Annotated in this window: 16 protein-coding genes; 10 read left to right on the forward strand and 6 right to left on the reverse strand. The window is 57.6% G+C overall.

Going from position 1 to position 16,418, the window contains the following annotated elements:
* Positions 1-55: 55 nt before the first annotated feature.
* From ACO0U8_RS15585 to ACO0U8_RS15595, 3 genes are all read right to left on the reverse strand, one after another.
* The gene (locus tag ACO0U8_RS15585) at positions 56-538 is read right to left on the reverse strand and encodes a PadR family transcriptional regulator (RefSeq protein ID WP_421671167.1); all 483 of its coding nucleotides are present in this window, start codon (positions 536-538) and stop codon (positions 56-58) included.
* The gene (locus ACO0U8_RS15590; protein ID WP_136376717.1) at positions 538-1,350 is read right to left on the reverse strand and encodes a siderophore-interacting protein; all 813 of its coding nucleotides are present in this window, start codon (positions 1,348-1,350) and stop codon (positions 538-540) included. Before ACO0U8_RS15590 ends, ACO0U8_RS15585 begins: the two co-directional genes overlap by 1 nt.
* A gap of 68 nt (positions 1,351-1,418) precedes the next feature.
* Positions 1,419-2,030, reverse strand: coding sequence for a TetR/AcrR family transcriptional regulator (locus ACO0U8_RS15595; protein WP_421671168.1), 612 nt, complete (start codon positions 2,028-2,030; stop codon positions 1,419-1,421).
* A gap of 377 nt (positions 2,031-2,407) precedes the next feature.
* Between ACO0U8_RS15595 and ACO0U8_RS15600 the strand changes: the two genes are divergently transcribed.
* Positions 2,408-4,822, forward strand: a complete 2,415-nt coding sequence (locus ACO0U8_RS15600; RefSeq protein WP_421671169.1) for a TonB-dependent receptor domain-containing protein — start codon at positions 2,408-2,410, stop codon at positions 4,820-4,822.
* A gap of 148 nt (positions 4,823-4,970) precedes the next feature.
* A complete protein-coding gene (gene dctP, locus ACO0U8_RS15605) occupies positions 4,971-6,008 on the forward strand; it encodes a TRAP transporter substrate-binding protein DctP (protein WP_421671170.1) in 1,038 nt (345 codons plus the stop codon).
* A gap of 53 nt (positions 6,009-6,061) precedes the next feature.
* Here dctP and ACO0U8_RS15610 read toward each other — a convergent pair whose 3' ends face one another.
* The 3 genes from ACO0U8_RS15610 to ACO0U8_RS15620 all read right to left on the reverse strand — a co-directional run bounded on the left by ACO0U8_RS15610 (position 6,062) and on the right by ACO0U8_RS15620 (position 9,083).
* Positions 6,062-6,844 (reverse strand): ABC transporter ATP-binding protein, encoded by a 783-nt coding sequence (locus tag ACO0U8_RS15610; RefSeq protein ID WP_421671171.1) that lies wholly within the window; start codon positions 6,842-6,844, stop codon positions 6,062-6,064.
* On the reverse strand, positions 6,841-7,893 hold the full coding sequence (locus ACO0U8_RS15615) for a FecCD family ABC transporter permease (RefSeq protein WP_056779587.1): 1,053 nt from the start codon (positions 7,891-7,893) through the stop codon (positions 6,841-6,843). The genes ACO0U8_RS15610 and ACO0U8_RS15615 overlap by 4 nt, the downstream gene beginning before the upstream one ends.
* A gap of 71 nt (positions 7,894-7,964) precedes the next feature.
* Positions 7,965-9,083 carry an ABC transporter substrate-binding protein gene (locus ACO0U8_RS15620; RefSeq protein ID WP_421671172.1) on the reverse strand — a complete coding sequence of 373 codons (1,119 nt, stop codon included), beginning with the start codon at positions 9,081-9,083 and terminating at the stop codon, positions 7,965-7,967.
* Positions 9,084-9,343: 260 nt separating this feature from the next.
* On the opposite strand from ACO0U8_RS15620, the gene ACO0U8_RS15625 reads away from it, so the two are divergent.
* The 8 genes from ACO0U8_RS15625 to ACO0U8_RS15660 all read left to right on the forward strand — a co-directional run bounded on the left by ACO0U8_RS15625 (position 9,344) and on the right by ACO0U8_RS15660 (position 16,412).
* Entirely contained in the window at positions 9,344-10,006 is a 663-nt protein-coding gene (locus tag ACO0U8_RS15625; protein WP_421671173.1) for a DUF3313 domain-containing protein, read from the forward strand.
* A 12-nt stretch (positions 10,007-10,018) separates the two neighbouring features.
* Entirely contained in the window at positions 10,019-10,636 is a 618-nt protein-coding gene (locus ACO0U8_RS15630) for a paraquat-inducible protein A (RefSeq protein ID WP_421671174.1), read from the forward strand.
* A complete protein-coding gene (locus ACO0U8_RS15635; RefSeq protein ID WP_421671175.1) occupies positions 10,633-11,256 on the forward strand; it encodes a paraquat-inducible protein A in 624 nt (207 codons plus the stop codon). The genes ACO0U8_RS15630 and ACO0U8_RS15635 overlap by 4 nt, the downstream gene beginning before the upstream one ends.
* Positions 11,249-12,844, forward strand: a complete 1,596-nt coding sequence (locus tag ACO0U8_RS15640; RefSeq protein ID WP_421671176.1) for an intermembrane transport protein PqiB — start codon at positions 11,249-11,251, stop codon at positions 12,842-12,844. Before ACO0U8_RS15635 ends, ACO0U8_RS15640 begins: the two co-directional genes overlap by 8 nt.
* Positions 12,841-13,434, forward strand: coding sequence for a PqiC family protein (locus ACO0U8_RS15645; protein ID WP_421671177.1), 594 nt, complete (start codon positions 12,841-12,843; stop codon positions 13,432-13,434). Before ACO0U8_RS15640 ends, ACO0U8_RS15645 begins: the two co-directional genes overlap by 4 nt.
* A gap of 110 nt (positions 13,435-13,544) precedes the next feature.
* Entirely contained in the window at positions 13,545-14,336 is a 792-nt protein-coding gene (locus ACO0U8_RS15650; protein WP_421671178.1) for an ATP-binding cassette domain-containing protein, read from the forward strand.
* Positions 14,336-15,169 carry an ABC transporter ATP-binding protein gene (locus ACO0U8_RS15655; protein WP_421671179.1) on the forward strand — a complete coding sequence of 278 codons (834 nt, stop codon included), beginning with the start codon at positions 14,336-14,338 and terminating at the stop codon, positions 15,167-15,169. The genes ACO0U8_RS15650 and ACO0U8_RS15655 overlap by 1 nt, the downstream gene beginning before the upstream one ends.
* A 4-nt stretch (positions 15,170-15,173) precedes the next feature.
* Positions 15,174-16,412 carry an MFS transporter gene (locus ACO0U8_RS15660; protein ID WP_421671180.1) on the forward strand — a complete coding sequence of 413 codons (1,239 nt, stop codon included), beginning with the start codon at positions 15,174-15,176 and terminating at the stop codon, positions 16,410-16,412.
* The last annotated feature ends 6 nt before the right edge of the window (positions 16,413-16,418 follow it).

Raw genomic sequence — 16,418 nt, forward strand, 5'->3', positions numbered from 1 at the left:
TGCTCTGATACTACAACGCCTCCGTCCGGAGGCGTTTTGCTTTCTGGCGCGCGGTTTAGCTGCGCTCAATGTCTTTTGTCGCGCGATCTAACGCATCGACAATTTTAAATAACGTATCCTGCCCGACAGGGCCTTTCGCCAGCCGCAGGTTTAACGCCATGCGGAGATTATTAATGGCCCGCTGCATTTCCGGAATACTGCGGTTATTCGATAATATCGCCAGCGAATGCAGTTTGCCGGTTACCGCATTCAGTAATTCGCCCTGCTGTGCCAGCGATTCGGCCCCTTCTGCGGTGATGGTATATTGTTTCTTCCCGCCCTCTTCCTGAGAAGAACAGATTAACGCCTGCTCTTCCAGAAAAGTCAGATTGGGATAAATAATACTGGCGCTCGGTGTGTATTCGCCCTTGGCTAATTCCTCGATTGCCTTAATCAATTCATAACCATGCGCCGGACGCTGCTTTAGAAAATGCAGCATTAATAACCGGATGTCTCCGGTTTCAAACATTCTTTCGCGACGATGTTTATTCATCAGCATTATTTATTGTGCCAGTAAGCCACGCAGCGTACATAGGCTGGATCGCATTTTTGAGTGACGGTGAAATAGTCGTTCAGCGCTTTCACCCGTTTGCCTTCGCCGGTGGCCCAGATATAAAAATCATTGTCCGGCAGCGACAGGCTTTTGACTTTCTGCATCAGGGCATCGGTTTCAAGATCGTCGCTGTCTTCTGCGCCAATGATCCACTCAACGCTGACGTCTTTTTCGTCTTCAAGATAGCGCACACAGCTGGCGTCTCTGGCTTTCACCAGCACGGTGATTTTCGCGCCTGTCGCGGCCTGTTTCAGCTCACTCAGGCGGCGTTTCAGCGCCGGAAGACCGGTTTCATCACACACGTACAATTGCCACTGATAATCCATCGGAATGATCAACGAACCGCGCGGACCGCCGATAATCAGCTTATCGCCGGGCTTCGCGCCCTCCGCCCACTCACTGGCGACACCGCCGTCGTGAAGGTAAAAATCGAGCGTTAACTCGTTGGCCTGCGCATCAAAATGCAGCGGCGTGTATTCGCGGTTAAGCGGACGCGGCCCCTCACCCCACACAATGCCCTCTTCGGTGGCCACCGGCGGCGTGACCACATCCCCCTGGCTGGCAGGGAAAAACAGTTTGATGTGATCATCAAAGCCACGGGAGGTAAAACCTTTCAGATCTTCTCCGCCGAGGACAATCCGCTTAAAGCAGCCTGCAAGATTTTCAGTGCGCTTCACGGTGAGATCACGAAAAGCCAGCTCGTTTTTAACGCGAACCGGCAAGTTGGCGGCAGGTAAATCAGTGCGATGTTGTTCCATGTTCTTCTCTCTTTCAGGGAATCAGTTGCCGTGAAAGATATATCTTAGGAATGTTTTACGCAAGTACCTTACCGCACGCCACCCCGTAAAAACATATCGACGGCGTTCACTACCAGCTGGCGGATCTCGGCAATCTGTAGCGGTTCCGGGTTTTGCTGGTAGATGCGCATATTGGTTTCAGCGGTCACCAGCGCCAGGAATTGCTGCGCGCGCAGGTGCGGATCGGCCTGCGCCAGTTGCCCTTTTTCCATCGCCACCGTCATGAACGCGGCCAGCGCCCCGATGGATTCGCGCGGGCCTGAATCATGGAACAGCGTGCCGATGTCCGAATGCCCGGATTCCGCGATCACCATGCGGTATACCGCCAGCGCGGTGCTGTCGTTGGTCAGCACCAGCAACATGCGTTCACCAAAACGCGTCAGCACGTTTTCTAAATTCAGATCGGCAAAAGCCACGTCCAGCCCGTCAACCGCTTCGGCAAGATGCCCGGTCGTAAAAGCTTTCACCACCGCGACCAGCAGCGCCTCTTTCGAGGGGAAATAACTGTAAAGCGTGGCTTTGGAACCGCCGAGGCGTCTGGCGAGTTCGTTCATTGACGCACGCTCGTAGCCCATTTCCTGAAACAACTTTGCGGCAGCTTCGACGATCGCTTCCCTGCGGGCTTCGGTACGAACTTTCATCTTCCCTCCTGAGACATTTTCCGGCACCGGCAAAGGGAGAATCGCCGCCGCCGGGCGCTAAACTGTACGGTACAGTTCTTGTATACCTTCACTCTAACTGCGGGTTTAGGGGTTGTAAAGCCAGCCTGAAACGCCCCTTGCGGCGTACGAAGTGCAAAGATTCCGTTAAGAAACGCATTTATCTTTATCATTTTGTTGATAACAATTATCAGTATCATTATCATTCGCACCAACGCCAAAATGGGTATCGCTAAAAATAAACCCATATTTTATAAGGACAAAGGCTTTCTCAGGAAGAGAATCACCAGTGCGTCTTAGAATTTGCAGGGCAGTTTTGTTGAGCAGAACTTAAAAAATCAGTGCAGGACTAAAAACACATGTTCAAATCCTTTTCACAGCAGGGTTTGGTGAAAAACGTCGTTTTTATGGGGACGATTCTCACCACCACTTTTAACGTACACGCAGCGGAAGCCGTAAAAGACACCACCGATCTGGCACAAAACCAGACCTCTTCTGAAGTGACCAAGAAGAAACCTGTGCGTACCGCGCAGGATTTGGCGCAGAGCAACGAAGAAGTCATGACGGTTACCGAGACGCTGCCGGATAAAAAACCGGGCTCGAAAACCACCCTCACCGCCGCCGACATGCAGAAAAAAGGCGGTAAAGATTTCGGTACGATCATGCGTTATGAACCGCTGATCAGCGCAACGGGTTCCAGCGGCGGTTCCGGTAACGGCAAAAGCGGCTTTGACCGCGCCGGCTACACCGGCTACAACATTCGTGGTCTGGAAAGCAACCGCGTGAGCATCGACGTCGACGGCATTCCGCAGCCCAGCGCCACTGGCCGCGCCTACGCCAGCCGCGCCGGTCTGGGTACGTTCGGCATTGGCCGTGACTACATCGATCCGTACATGTACGGTCAGGTGGATATTGAATCCGGTGCCACCTCGGCTGAGCGCGCCAACACCTCCATCGGCGGTGCCGTCTCCTTCCTGCCTAAATCCGCAGACGATTATCTGCGTCCGGGCAAAGAAACCTACTTCGGTTACCAGTCAGATTACAGCTCCTCCGATCGCTCATGGCACAACGGCATCACTGCCGCCGCCGGCGACCAGGAACTGCGCGGGCTGGTGGCGATCAGCCGTCGTGACGGTCAGGAAACCCGTAACAACAGCGATACGCATGACGCGTATCCGGCCAACTGGCACTCCAACGCGATTATGACCTCCGGGATCTGGCAGCCAAACGATGAACACAAATTCACCGGTACGCTGGATTACTACGAAAAAGTTAACCACACCCATTACGATGCGTGGAACAGCGCAGGCAGCGCCGTGCTGGGCACCGCACAGCAGCAAAGTAACACCCGCCGCTGGGGCGTGAGCCTGAAAGACGAATGGACGCCGTTTAACGATTTCGCTGACGCCGTGGTTTCCAAAGTCTATTACCAGTACACGCAGGCGCACGACAACACCTACATGCCGAACGCCAGCAAGCAGATGATGAACGTCTATTCCAACTATGACGTCAACACCTACGGCGCGGAAACCAGCTGGCTGAAAACCCTTGGCCGCCATGAGCTGAGCGCCGGGATCAACGGTCGCGTATCCAATACCGAACGTCCGTTCCGCGAAAGCCCTGAGCAGAGCATTTACACCACCACCATGCAGCCGGAAGCCAACAGCCGCAGCTACATTCTGGGCGGCTTCCTGCAAGACACCATGAAGTTTGACCTCGATGGTCATAACTTCTCGGTGATCCCTGCGGTGCGCGTGGCGTATCAGAACACCAAATCGACAGACCTGTCTGACCTGTCCAACAATGTGGTGTCGGAAGATTCCGTCTCCACTCTGTACGGCAAAGCCAATACGGATACACAGGTTCTGCCTTCTCTGGCGTTCACTTATGATCTGACGCCAAAACTGATGACCTATCTGCAATACAAACGCGGCGCACAGTTCCCGGATGCCAGCCAGCTTTACGGCTCATGGAACCTCGGTTCGTCTTACGCGGGCGCTGCGCAGTATGCGTTGATCGGTAATACCGATCTGAAAACCGAAACCAGCAACAACTTTGAGTGGGGCGTGAAAGGGGAAGCCACGCAAGGCGTGAGCTTCAAAACCTCCGTGTTCTACAACACCTACAAGAACTTCATCGCCAACACCCGCTACACCCGCGCGGCCAATGGCAACATGTTCACCAACGTGCCCTCCAACATTTATACGATTTATCAGGCTGAAAACCGCGATAAAGCGTACATCTACGGCGGCGAGCTGAGCACCAAAATTGACTACGGCACCTGGTTCAGCGATGTGAATGGCCTGAGCACCACCTTCGCCCTGGGTTACGCGAAGGGTCAGTCCAAGTCCAGCTACGCAGGCGACAAATACGTCGATCTCGACAGCGTTCCGCCAATGAAACTGGTGGCAGGCGTGGCGTGGGATGACCCGTCCGGCGTGTACGGCACCGCGCTGACGGCGACCTTCGTGAAAGGCAAAAAAGCCGAATCTACTAACCGTCAGAGCTACACCAACAGCGGCACGCCAATCGCCGATTCCACGGTGGAGTACATGAACGTGCCGGGCTACGGCATGGTAGATGCGACGGCGTACTGGCAGGTGGCGAAGAACGTGAAAATCAACGGTGGCGTGTACAACCTCACCGATCGTAAATACTGGGATTATCTGAGCAGCCGTACGCTGACAGACACCACCAATCAGGATGCTTACAACAAAGCGCTGGCCGTGATGCCAGGCCGTAACTTCCAGCTGGGCGTTAACGTCGATTTCTAAACGATAATTCCACACGGTAAAAATCAGGGGCGTCATGTGCAAACATGGCGCCTTTTTTGTTATCCGTATGAAACCTGTCGGCGCGCACGTTTCGCCCAATGCTGAAACGTCAGAATAGGCGTTTTCCTTTTTTACCTTGAGAGATTACATGGAATTAATCAGAAAACCCGTCGCACTGGCCCTCGCCCTGCTGCTGTTACCCCTCACGGTTTCGGCGACCACGACCCTGCGCTATACCGATCACGAACCGGCGGGCGCGATGCGTACCCGCTTTATTGAAGACGTACTTTTTCCGGCGATAGAAAAAGAATCTCAGGGTCGCCTGAAAATTGAAGCCCATTGGGGCGGTGAACTCTCCACCGGTTACGACGCGCTGCGCACCGTCGGCGAAGGTAAAACGGCTGATATCGGCATAGTGGTGCCGGAATACGCCGCTAAACAGTTACCGCTGCATCAGATATTTAAAAGCTTTCCGGTCGGGCCTTCAGGCGCTCAGCAGATCGCGTTTTTCCGCCGCGTATTTGCTGAAATCCCCACCTTCAGCGCGGAGCTTAAAAAAGAAAATGTGGTGAACCTCTTCTCTGCGACCGGCTATCCGGTGGCATTTTTCAGCACGCATCCGCTGAAAAATCTGGAAGACATCACCGGCACCACGTGGCGTTCAGCCAGTTTCTGGCATCAGGATTTCCTGCGCAATGCGGGCGCAAAACCGGTGACCATGCCGTGGGGCGCACAGACGGTTAACGCCTTTAAGACCGGCGCGCTGGACGGCATTATGGTCAACGTCGACAGCGGTTATGATCTCAACATTCACCAGATGGCGCCGGACGTTTTAGTCTCAAAAGAGCTGTGGCTCGGGCATGTGTATCTGCTGGTGATGAACCAGAACGTCTGGAACGGTCTGGCGCAGGAAGATAAAGACGCCCTCACCCGCGCCGCCAACACCGCGTACCAAACCGCGGGCTCAGTGACGGACAGTCACTTTGAAACGCAGCTCGAAGCGCTGCGAAAACAGGGGGCGAAGGTACGCGTTCTGCAACACAGCGAAGTGGCGCACTGGCAACAGGTGACGCGTTATCGGGAGATTCAGGCCGACTGGGTGATCAGGCAGGAAGTATCAGGCGTGAAAGACGCCGGTCCGGCGATGCAACAGGTCACTGACATCATGACGCAGGCGATGAAGTAAATTGTGGCGAATGTCAGACAGAGGCGTTTGCTCCGCCCCTGTCTGATGTCTTTTTACCCGCCGCTAACCGGTTGAATCACCGGATTTCCTGCGCGATCCTGCAAGACTTCCACCTCCACGCCGTAGATCTGCGCGATAAGCTCTGCCGTCACGACGTCACGCGGTTTACCTGCGGCCTGAATTTTCCCCTGCGCGACCACCAGTAAATTGTCGGCATACTGGCAGGCCAGATTGAGATCGTGCAGCACAATCACCGTCACCCAGACACGCGCACGGGTTTCGCGACGCACCAGATTGAGCAACGACATCTGATGTTTCAGATCCAGCGCGCTGACCGGCTCGTCCAGCAGCATGACGTCGGGTTCGCGCATCATCACCTGGGCAAACAGCGCCATCTGCCGCTGCCCGCCGCTCAGCGAGGCGATTTCACGCCCGGCAAGATGCGCAATGCCCGCCTGCTCCAGTCGCTGCATCGCGGCGTCGAGCGTTTCATCATCAATGTGCAGCGCCAGTTTGCCGAGCCGCCCGAGCACCACCACTTCCAGCACCGTCAGGTCGATATCGGCGGTGGTGTCCTGAGGAAGATAGGCTATCGCATCACGCCAGCCGTGCAGCGATTTCCCCCGCACTTTGCCGGGCGAGAGTGTGCGTTCGCCGCAGCGGATCTGCCCTTGCGCCAGCGCCAGTTCGCCAAACATGGCGTTGAGCAGCGTGGTTTTACCGGTGCCGTTCGGGCCAATGATCACATGGATTTTACCGGCTTCCAGATGCGTGCTGACCCCGCCAATGATCGTGCGTCCCTGCCGGTGAATATTCACATTGTCGAGCCACATCATAGGGTTCTCCTGCGCGGTGCGAAGATAAGCCACAACAGGAACGGCACGCCGACAATCGCCGTCACGATACCCACGGGGAATAACGCCCCCGGCACAATCGACTTCGACAACACCGATGCCGCCGAGAGCATCAGCGCCCCGGCGAGCACCGACATCGGCATTGAGAAGCGCTGATCTTCGCCCACCATCATGCGGGCGATGTGCGGCGCGACCAGCCCGATAAAGCCTATCACCCCCACAAAACTGGTCGCCGTCGCGGTCATCACCGCCACGATGATCAGGATTTTCATCCGCAGCCGCCGGACGTTAACGCCCAGACTCAGCGCGCGCATTTCCCCCATGCGCAGCGCCGCCAGTTTCCACGAATCCGCCATCAGCAACAGGCAGCACACCAGGGTGGTGACCGCGGTCAGCGCCAGCGTCGGCCAGGTTGCTTTGGTCAGGCTGCCGAACAGCCAGAATAAGATCTGCTGCGAAAGCTCGGGCGACGACAAAAACTGAATCAGCGACAACAGTGACTGGAACAAAAACAGCAGGGCAATACCGCCGAGAATGATGGTTTCGGTTCTGACCGTACGCATTGACGCCAGCATGAACAGAAACAGCGCGGCGATCATCGAAAAGATAAACGCGCCAATCGGCACGGAAATCATCGGGTTCAGCCCGAAACCGCCAAATGCCAGGCTCAGTGCCGCGCCAAACCCGGCCGCAGCGGCCATGCCGAGCGTGTACGGGCTGGCCATCGGATTGTTGAGCAGCGTCTGCATCTGCGCGCCGCCCGCGCCTAAAGCCGCACCGACCACTAACGCCATCAGCGCCATCGGCAAACGGAACTCGCGCACGATGGCGTCGGTCATCGCCGCCCGTTCGCCAATGCCGGTCAGCGAGCGGATGACTTCGGAAGGCGACAACATCGACGGGCCGGTGGCAATATCAAACACCAGGCTGACGGCGGTTAACAGCACAAAAAGCAGAACGTAGCGCCAGCGTTTACGTTCACGCGCGCGGTGAGCGGAAATCGCTTCGCTCCGTCCGGTGGAAATGGTCATCAAAATCCCCTGTCAGAAAACGCAAGAAGCGCTGCTCAGTGGCAGCGCCCCGGTATCACACCCCCTCAGGATCAGTCTTTCAGACCGACCACAAACGTGCCTTGCGGGGTGACAGGGAGATATTTTTTGTAGAAGTTCAGGTAGTTCGCCAGCGGATCCATATCTTTGAACTGCGCCGGATAGAGTTGTTTCGCCATGTACTGCACCATCGCGAAATCAGAGAGGGTACGGGACGCGCCCTGATAAACGCCGTACAACTGGCCGTTTTTGATTGCCGGTAATTCAGCCCAGCCGCGACGGTTTTCAAAGCCTTTCAGCTTCTCACGCGCTTCGGCTTTACTAATGCCCACGCCCATCGGCAGGGCTGACGGATTTTTATTGTTTTCACGCCCTGAAATGAAGATCACATCCGGTTTTGACGCCAGCACCTGCTCCGGGTTGATCGGCCCCCACCACTCAACAAACGGCGCAGCGATGTTGTCGCCGCCCGCCACGGTAGCCATCGCGCCCCACATATTTTTACCGTAGGTGAACGAATACTCTTCCGGCCCTTTGTTTCCGAATTCCACATACACTTTCGGCTTAGGTTTACCGGAGGCGGCGATGCGATCGGCCACCTCTTTCAGGGAAGAGGCATACAAATCCGCCATTTCACTGGCGCGCGCTTCCTGCCCGGTCAGCGTGCCCAGTACGCGGGTTGAGGCCACATGGCGCTCAACGGTTTGCGCGTTGTAATCGATGACCACCACCGGAATGCCCTGCTTCTCGATGCGCGCCACGTCGGCGCCCAGCGCTTTAAACTGCCAGTCGGCCAGCACCAGCAAATCCGGGTTCAGACTCAGCACTTTTTCTACCGAGAAACTCTGCGCTTCAACTTCGCCCACGTCAGGGATGTCTTTCAGCGACGGACGATGTGCAACGTGCATCTGCCAGTTTGCCGGCACCCAGCCTTCCCACGCTTCGCGTGAAATCCCGACAACCGAGTCGTAGGCCTTTTCCCCGCCAACGGACATGTAATCTTCAAAATAAAAACCCACCACCACGCGCTTGGCGGGGAGATCGACTTTTACCTGACGTCCGATCACGTCGGTAAGGGTTTTGATTTCTGCCAGAGCAGAAGCACTGAGGCTCAGCGTCGCGAATGACAGCGCGCAGGCCAGCGAGCGCAGGGTAAGAGTGTGTGCAGCCATGAAGTTCAGTTTCCCAGGGTAAGTAAATCAAGTTGAATGAAAATTATTATCAATTACGTCTGACGCTTTTATTTACACAAATAAACATTTTCTTTCAAGTGATTTAACACAGCCTGCGTGGAAATCCGTGCATAACTGAACCGGGGTGTACATTTTCTTGACAGCGGAAAAGTCTTACTTCATAAATATACCGTACCGTACGGTTTTGATGTGAAAACAAACCGATGTCCCGCTGCGACTCCTGACAGAAGGTAAGACGAATGTCTGCGTTAACGAACGGCTATTCTTTGGCAGCCTTGATTTCTTTAGCTTTTCTCACCGGGTGCGCGAGCACCCAGCCTGTGCCCTACACCGGGGTCACCTCTTCCTCCCGGATGAAACCTGATACGCAGGATGAATCCGGCCACATTTCATACCGCTACAGCATCCCGACGGACTGGAATAAATACTCCAGAGCGATCCTCGATCCGGTGGTGATTTATCAGGGGCCGGATGCCCAGTTTGATGATGTTTCCGCCGAACAGAAGCAGGCGCTGGCGGACTATATGCACCAGGCATTTGGCAAAAGTGTCGGTCAGCATTTCCCGCTGACGCAGACAAAGACGCCCGGCACCTTGCGCATCCGCCTGACGCTGACCGGAGCCGAAACCACCACGCCGGTGCTGGGCACGTTCTCCCGTTTCGATCTGATGGGCGGGCCGTACAACATCGTTCAGTCCGTCCGGGGTAAACAGGGCTCGTTCACCGGCTCGGTGAGCTACGCGGTGGAAATTTACGATGCAACGTCTGACCAGCTGCTCAGCGCTTACATCGCCAAACAGTATCCGAACTCGCTGAACATCGGCGCGAGCTGGGGTGCGCTGAGCGCGGCTGAAACCGGCCTCGACATTGGCGCCGAACAGCTGCAAGAACAGCTGAAATAAACGGGACGCAGAATGAAAATCTACCCGCAGCAGGTCATTTGCAAACACTGCGACAGCCTGTATACCCGGCAATCCGTGCGGTCCGGCGAGGCCGCGCGGTGTCAGCGCTGCCATGCCGTGCTGTACCGGGGAAGCTGGCTGAGTCTGGAACAGTGGCTGGCATTAACGGTGACGGCGGCGGTGTTTTTTATCATCGCCAATCTGTTTCCGGTGCTGGAAATTCAGTTTCACGGTCAGTCGCAGGCGACGACCTTAGCGGAAACCACGGTGGCGCTGGCGCACAGTTACGCCTCGCCGCTGGCTATTCCGCTGGCGTTGCTGATTATCGTTTGTCCGTGCCTGCAAATCCTGCTGCTGGGCTGGGTGCTGTGGCACGCCTGCCGGAATAAAACCGCACCGGGCTTCGCGCCCGTCATGCGTTTACTGGCCGGGCTTGCGCCGTGGAGCATGGCGGAAGTGGCGCTGCTCAGCATTCTGATCGCCGCCATCAAACTCTCCGGGCTGGTGCACATCACCACCGGCCCCGGCACCTGGGCGCTGCTCGGGTTATGCCTGTTACTCCCGGTAATCAATCATCAGGATTTTCATTCGCTGTGGAGACTGAAAACCCTGAAAGAGAAGCGCGGATGAAGCCGGTCAGACAGGCGTTATCTGCGGGTCTGGTGCGCTGCCCTGTCTGCGGGCTGGTGTGTGAGCATGTGCAGGCGGTGCAGGATCTGCCCTGCCCGCGCTGTAACACGCCGCTGCACCCCCGCCACCCGGAGAGTCTGTCGCAAACCTGGGTGCTGCTGCTGACCGGTCTGCTGCTGTACCTGCCCGCCAATTTTTTGCCGGTGATGTACAACAGCTTTGCCGGTCACGGCGGGGAGAGCACGATTCTTGGCGGAATCTCAGGATTCTGGAATTCCGGTGATTACGCCATCGCGGCGATCATTTTTGTCGCCAGCGTCGTTGTGCCCTGCGCCAAATTTCTGATCCTCGGCGGGCTGCTGATCGCGGCTAAAAGGCCGCAGACCGGCGGCCAGCGTTTTCGATCCCGCCTGTTCCGCCTGACGGAACATGTCGGTTACTGGTCAATGCTCGACGTCATGGTGGTGGCGATCATCGCCGCGCTGGTGCAGTTCCCCGGTTTCAGCACCGCCGAACCCCGCATCGGCATTGTTTTTTTTGGCGCAGTGGTGATGTTCACTCTGCTGGCCGCACTGACGTTCGACCCGCGTCTGCTTTGGGAAAATAAAAAGAATGACTGACCACGACTCACCCCCGCCTGAGATCCTGCCGCGCCGCTGGCGTCCTTCGCTTATCTGGCTGGTGCCGGGGATCGCCGCGTTCACCGGCCTGTTTTTGCTGATGCAGCTCTGGATGTCCGCCGGGCCGGAAGTCTCCATTACCTTTCAGACAGCCAGCGGATTACAGGCCGGTAAAACCGAAGTGAAATACAAAGACGTCACCGTCGGGCTGGTGAAATCCATTGTGTTAAGCCCTGACAGCCAGCGCGTTCTGGTCACGGTATCGCTGATGAAGAATGCTCAAAATCTGGCGAAAGCCGACACCCGTTTCTGGGTGGTTCGCCCGCGCGTCGGTATGGGCGGCATATCAGGCATTGATACGTTGCTGTCGGGCGCTTACATCAGTCTCGACACCGGCACCTCTGAGAAATCCGGCAGTCTTTTTCAGGGGCTGGAATCGCCGCCGACGGTGATAAACGGCATGCCCGGCAAACAGTTTGAAGTGGTGGCCGACGATCTGGGTTCGCTGGATATCGGCTCGGCGGTCTATTACCGGCGGATACCGGTTGGCCGCGTCTCTTCTTACGCGCTACGCCCGGACGGCAAGGGCGTGAGTGTGAATATTTTCATTGATGCCCCCTACGACCGTTTTGTCACGCCATCCACCCGTTTCTGGAATGCCAGCGGCGTCGATTTATCATTGAATTCCGACGGGTTACAGCTGAAAACCCAGACACTGGCCTCGGTGATAGCAGGCGGGATCGCGTTTGCCAATCCGCCGGAAAGTGGCGCGCCTCTCCCCTCCGGCGGCCACAGCGTCTTTCATCTGGCAGACGATCAGGTTTCGGCGATGGCCCCGCAGGACGGCCCACCGCAAATCCTTCAGCTGCGTTTTCAGCAGTCCTTACGCGGGATGCAAACCGGCGCGCCGGTGGAGTTTTCCAGCGTGAAGCTTGGCAAAGTGACGGCGATCGACCTGGATTTCGAACCGGCGGGCTCACGCTTTATTTCGGTGGTCACGCTCGAGGTCTACCCGAACCGTTTAGGCCGCGTGCTGCAAAAGCTGCCTAAACCGCAGAAAGATGGCGATAAACAGGCCGCCTTTTTCCTGCGCGATCTGGTGCAGCATGGCCTGCGGGCACAGGCGCGTACCGGCAATTTACTGACCGGCCAGTTGTATATTTCCCTCGATTTTGTTCCCGGTGCCGCGCCGGTGCCTTTCGATCTCAACGCCCGCCCTTTGCGCATTCCGACGCTGAACGGTGGCTTCGACCATTTGCAGGAACAGCTCGCCACCATCATCGGCAAAGTGTCGAAAATGCCCATTGAGTCGATAGGCAATAATCTCAACGCCACGCTGGGCAATCTCAATCAGACGCTGATTCAGGTGAACGGCCAGGTGTTGCCGCAAACCACGCAAACCTTGCGCCAGCTGGATCAAACAATGAAAGTCGCGCAGGCGCTGCTGGCGGCGGACTCTCCGCTCTTCAGCACGCTGGCCGAATTCCAGCGCACGCTCTATTCCCTGCGCACACTGACCGGTTTACTGACGCGTCAGCCGCAGGCTTTGTTGACCGGCAGACAGAATGACCCGAAGGAACACCCATGAAACTTACCGCTGCTGTAAACACCGCCTGCGCCCTGCTGCTACTCAGCGGTTGTGCCTCCTCCACGCCGCCGCACTATTACACGCTGGTGACCGCCGCCGACAGCGCACCGCCCGCCGTGGCCGCCGCGCCGTTCGTGATCCGCATTCACCCGGTGACAGTGCCGGAACAGCTGAATCAGCCGCAACTGGTCACACGCAAAGGCGACGGCGAAATGGTGATGTCCGACGACGCCCTGTGGGCCTCGCCGCTGCCGGACGAAATGCGCAGCGCGCTTACCGGCCAGCTGGAACGTTTGCTTAATACCACCGAAATCAGCGGGCTGACGCCGCCGCAGGATAAACCGGTGGTCGGCATCAGCGTGGCGGTTCAGCGTTTCGATGCCTGGCCGGGAAACCGCGCCAGCATTGCCCTCACCTGGCGGCTGAGTTTTGCGGCAGGATCCGCCGAAGAACAGCTCCTCACCTGCCGCACACAACATCAGCAAACGACGCGGGGAGGCGATGCCGGACTGGTCAGCGCGCAACAGTCGCTGATGCGCGAGGTGGCACAAGACATGGCAGAGAGCATAAGAATGCGCCAGTGCCGCTGACGAAAGAAAATCACAAAACCTTTTGCATCAAATTGATACATTTTGTTATGTTATCACATATCAGATGATCAGCAGCGAAAGACGGATTGACGGGAATGACAGCAGACAGGATGAAAAATGGCCGACCGGTGCTTGCGGTTGAAGGGCTGACGCTGTGGATCGCCGGGGAAAAACGCATCGACGATCTCAGCTTTCACGTGAACGCGGGTGAACGCGTTTGTCTGCTGGGTGCCTCCGGTTGCGGAAAATCGCTGACCGCCAAAAGTATCACCGGCGTTCCCCCTGCGGGGGCAAAAATCAGCGGCAGCATCCGCGTCAACGACGTGGAAGTCTGCGGAAAACACCCGGTGGCACGCCCTCTGGCAGGCCGCGTAGCAACGGTGTTTCAGGACTCTTCCACCGCCCTTAACCCGCTGATGACGCTGGGCAAACAGTTGCGCCTCGCCCTGCCCGCAGCCAGAGAAAGTGATATCAGCGCCATGCTCGGTGCCGTCGGGCTGGGTGATATCCCGCATTTTTCGGCCCGTTATCCGGCGGAGCTTTCCGGCGGCCAGCGCCAGCGCTTATGTATCGCGCTGGCGATGCAATCTTCCTCCTCATTGCTGGTTGCCGACGAACCCACCACTGCCCTCGATGTGCTGACCCAGCAACGGGTTTTAGACGTGATGCGCAACGCCTGCGAGGTTCGCGCGCTGCTGTTTATCACTCACGACGTGGCGGTTGCTGCACAACTTTGTCAGCATGCACTGGTGATGGAAAACGGCAGGCTGGTGGAATCCGCGCCCATGGCGCAGTTACTGCGCCACCCGCAACACCCTTACACTCAACGTCTGGTTCACGCCGCGAAACAGGCTGCGCTACTGCATTCTCCCGCCGTCTCCGCCTGCGGAGTGGCGGTCTGATGAATTCTCCCCTGCATCTGGTGACTGAGCCTTTTCTGCATCTGCACAACGTCAGCCGTCATATCGCGCTGCCGCGCTCCTTCTGGCGTGCCATAAGGCAGGCACCGGTTGAACGCAACACGCTGTTTTCGCATTTATCGCTGCGCATTGGCCGCCATGAGCGCGTCGGGCTGGTGGGTGCCTCCGGTTGCGGGAAATCTTCATTACTGAAAATTATGCTGGCGATGGAAGCGCCGGACAGCGGCGAGGTTTTCTGTCACGGCGTGCCGGTTCGTCCCGGTTCTGCCCGCTCGCTGCGCGATTTCCGGCGTTGCGTTCAATACATTCCGCAGGATCCGGCGGGGTCGTTACCGCCGGACCACACCGTCGGTCAGATCGTGGCACAACCGCTCAGGCGCCTCGGCGCGGGCGAGCCGGTCATGCCGCGGGTGCGGGAAGTGATGGCGCAGGTCGGGCTGAGTGATACCCTGCTTGAACGCAAAGCGGGGGCGCTCTCCGGCGGGCAGGCGCAGCGTGTGGCGATTGCCCGGGCACTCGCCATCCGCCCTGAATTTTTGCTTGCCGACGAGCCGGTCAGCGGGCTTGATTTGCCGCTGCGCGCGCAAATCAAACACCTTCTGCAACAGGTGACACAGCAAAATGGCATGGGTCTGATGATGGTGACGCACGATATATCGATGGTCGCCGGGCTGTGTGAACGCCTGCTGGTGATGCATGATGGCCAGATCATTGAAGACCGCGCCACACAGGATATTCTGCATTCGCCGCACCACCCGCATACCCGCCAGCTGTTGCAGGCGATCCCACATTTACCTTTGACCGTTAATGGATAACCGGATGTTCACCCGATCACTTTCGCGCACTGGCGCACCCTGGCCTCCGTTGCTGCTCGGCAGTAATCTGGTGTTTAACATCGGCTTTTACGCGGTGGTGCCGTTTCTAGCCATTTTCCTGCGCGATGACATGTTGCTTTCCGGCTGGGCGATCGGCCTGGTGCTCGGCCTGCGAACGTTTTCACAGCAGGGAATGTTTCTGCTCGGCGGCGCGCTGTCCGATCGTTTCGGCGCACGGGTGGTGATTCTGTGCGGCTGCGTGGTGCGTATCGCCGGTTATCTGCTGCTCGGGCTTTCCGACACGCTGACGCCGGTGATCATCGGTGCCTGTCTGACCGGCATCGGCGGCGCGCTGTTTTCGCCGTCCATCGAGGCCTTGCTGGCGCAGGCCGGAACGCACAGTGAGAAAGCGGGAAAACGCAGCCGGGCAGAATGGTTCGCGCTTTCGGCGGTGTGCGCAGAACTGGGCGCGGTGCTCGGCCCGTTACTCGGATCACTGCTTTCCGGCTATGGTTTTCAGCCGGTGGCGCTGGCCGGTTCGGGGCTGTTTTTACTGGCGCTGGTGGTGCTGTTTTTCACCCTGCCCGCCGCGCCGCAACGCGCTGCCGGACTGAACATTGTGCCCTGGTGGCAGACGTTCCGTCAGCCGCGGTTTGTGGCTTTCATTGTGGCTTACAGCGCTTACCTGTTCAGCTATAACCAGCTGTATCTGGCGCTGCCGGTGGAATTGCGCCGCTCAGGCGGCAGCGAGCAAGATCTCGGGCCGTTGTTTGTGCTGGCCTCGGTTCTGGTGATCGTTCTGCAAATGCCGCTGGCACGATTTTCCCGCCGCATGGGCGCACGGATTATCCTGCCCGCCGGTTTTCTGCTGCTGTCTTCGGCCTTCGCCGCCGTCGCGATGTTTGCCTGGACGGTGCCGCCGGAAGGCTGGCTGCGGCTGCTGCCCTCGGTGTTACTGATCACGCTGCTGACCGTCGGGCAGATGCTGATAGTGCCGGTGGGGATGGATCTCATTCCGCGCTTTGCCGGGCAACATAATCTCGGCGCCCATTATGGCGCACTCTCCTCCATGGGCGGCATTGCCGTGCTGGCGGGAAATTTCCTGCTCGGCGGCCTGCTCGATGACGCGCTGGTGCCTTCCCCCGGCGCGGTGATCCCGTGGCTGGCGCTGGCTGCCGTTCCGTTTTTAAGCGCGCTGGCGATGTGGCGAATCTGCCGCCAGCTGCCTCCTCCTGTAATCTGACAAGGA

The organism is Rahnella sp. EDr1-12 (genome assembly GCF_049206505.1).
Classification (GTDB): Bacteria; Pseudomonadota; Gammaproteobacteria; order Enterobacterales; family Enterobacteriaceae; genus Rahnella; species Rahnella rivi.

What these genes read in the sequence shown, in the direction of transcription:
- dctP (WP_421671170.1), top strand. Translation starts at nt 4,971, where the DNA reads ATGGAATTAATCAGAAAACCCGTCGCACTGGCCCTCGCCCTGCTGCTG.
- ACO0U8_RS15630 (WP_421671174.1), top strand. Translation starts at nt 10,019, where the DNA reads ATGAAAATCTACCCGCAGCAGGTCATTTGCAAACACTGCGACAGCCTG.
- ACO0U8_RS15620 (WP_421671172.1), bottom strand. Translation starts at nt 9,083, where the DNA reads ATGGCTGCACACACTCTTACCCTGCGCTCGCTGGCCTGCGCGCTGTCA.
- ACO0U8_RS15625 (WP_421671173.1), top strand. Translation starts at nt 9,344, where the DNA reads ATGTCTGCGTTAACGAACGGCTATTCTTTGGCAGCCTTGATTTCTTTA.
- ACO0U8_RS15645 (WP_421671177.1), top strand. Translation starts at nt 12,841, where the DNA reads ATGAAACTTACCGCTGCTGTAAACACCGCCTGCGCCCTGCTGCTACTC.
- ACO0U8_RS15650 (WP_421671178.1), top strand. Translation starts at nt 13,545, where the DNA reads ATGAAAAATGGCCGACCGGTGCTTGCGGTTGAAGGGCTGACGCTGTGG.
- ACO0U8_RS15655 (WP_421671179.1), top strand. Translation starts at nt 14,336, where the DNA reads ATGAATTCTCCCCTGCATCTGGTGACTGAGCCTTTTCTGCATCTGCAC.
- ACO0U8_RS15600 (WP_421671169.1), top strand. Translation starts at nt 2,408, where the DNA reads ATGTTCAAATCCTTTTCACAGCAGGGTTTGGTGAAAAACGTCGTTTTT.
- ACO0U8_RS15660 (WP_421671180.1), top strand. Translation starts at nt 15,174, where the DNA reads ATGTTCACCCGATCACTTTCGCGCACTGGCGCACCCTGGCCTCCGTTG.
- ACO0U8_RS15585 (WP_421671167.1), bottom strand. Translation starts at nt 538, where the DNA reads ATGCTGATGAATAAACATCGTCGCGAAAGAATGTTTGAAACCGGAGAC.
- ACO0U8_RS15640 (WP_421671176.1), top strand. Translation starts at nt 11,249, where the DNA reads ATGACTGACCACGACTCACCCCCGCCTGAGATCCTGCCGCGCCGCTGG.
- ACO0U8_RS15590 (WP_136376717.1), bottom strand. Translation starts at nt 1,350, where the DNA reads ATGGAACAACATCGCACTGATTTACCTGCCGCCAACTTGCCGGTTCGC.
- ACO0U8_RS15610 (WP_421671171.1), bottom strand. Translation starts at nt 6,844, where the DNA reads ATGATGTGGCTCGACAATGTGAATATTCACCGGCAGGGACGCACGATC.
- ACO0U8_RS15615 (WP_056779587.1), bottom strand. Translation starts at nt 7,893, where the DNA reads ATGACCATTTCCACCGGACGGAGCGAAGCGATTTCCGCTCACCGCGCG.
- ACO0U8_RS15595 (WP_421671168.1), bottom strand. Translation starts at nt 2,030, where the DNA reads ATGAAAGTTCGTACCGAAGCCCGCAGGGAAGCGATCGTCGAAGCTGCC.
- ACO0U8_RS15635 (WP_421671175.1), top strand. Translation starts at nt 10,633, where the DNA reads ATGAAGCCGGTCAGACAGGCGTTATCTGCGGGTCTGGTGCGCTGCCCT.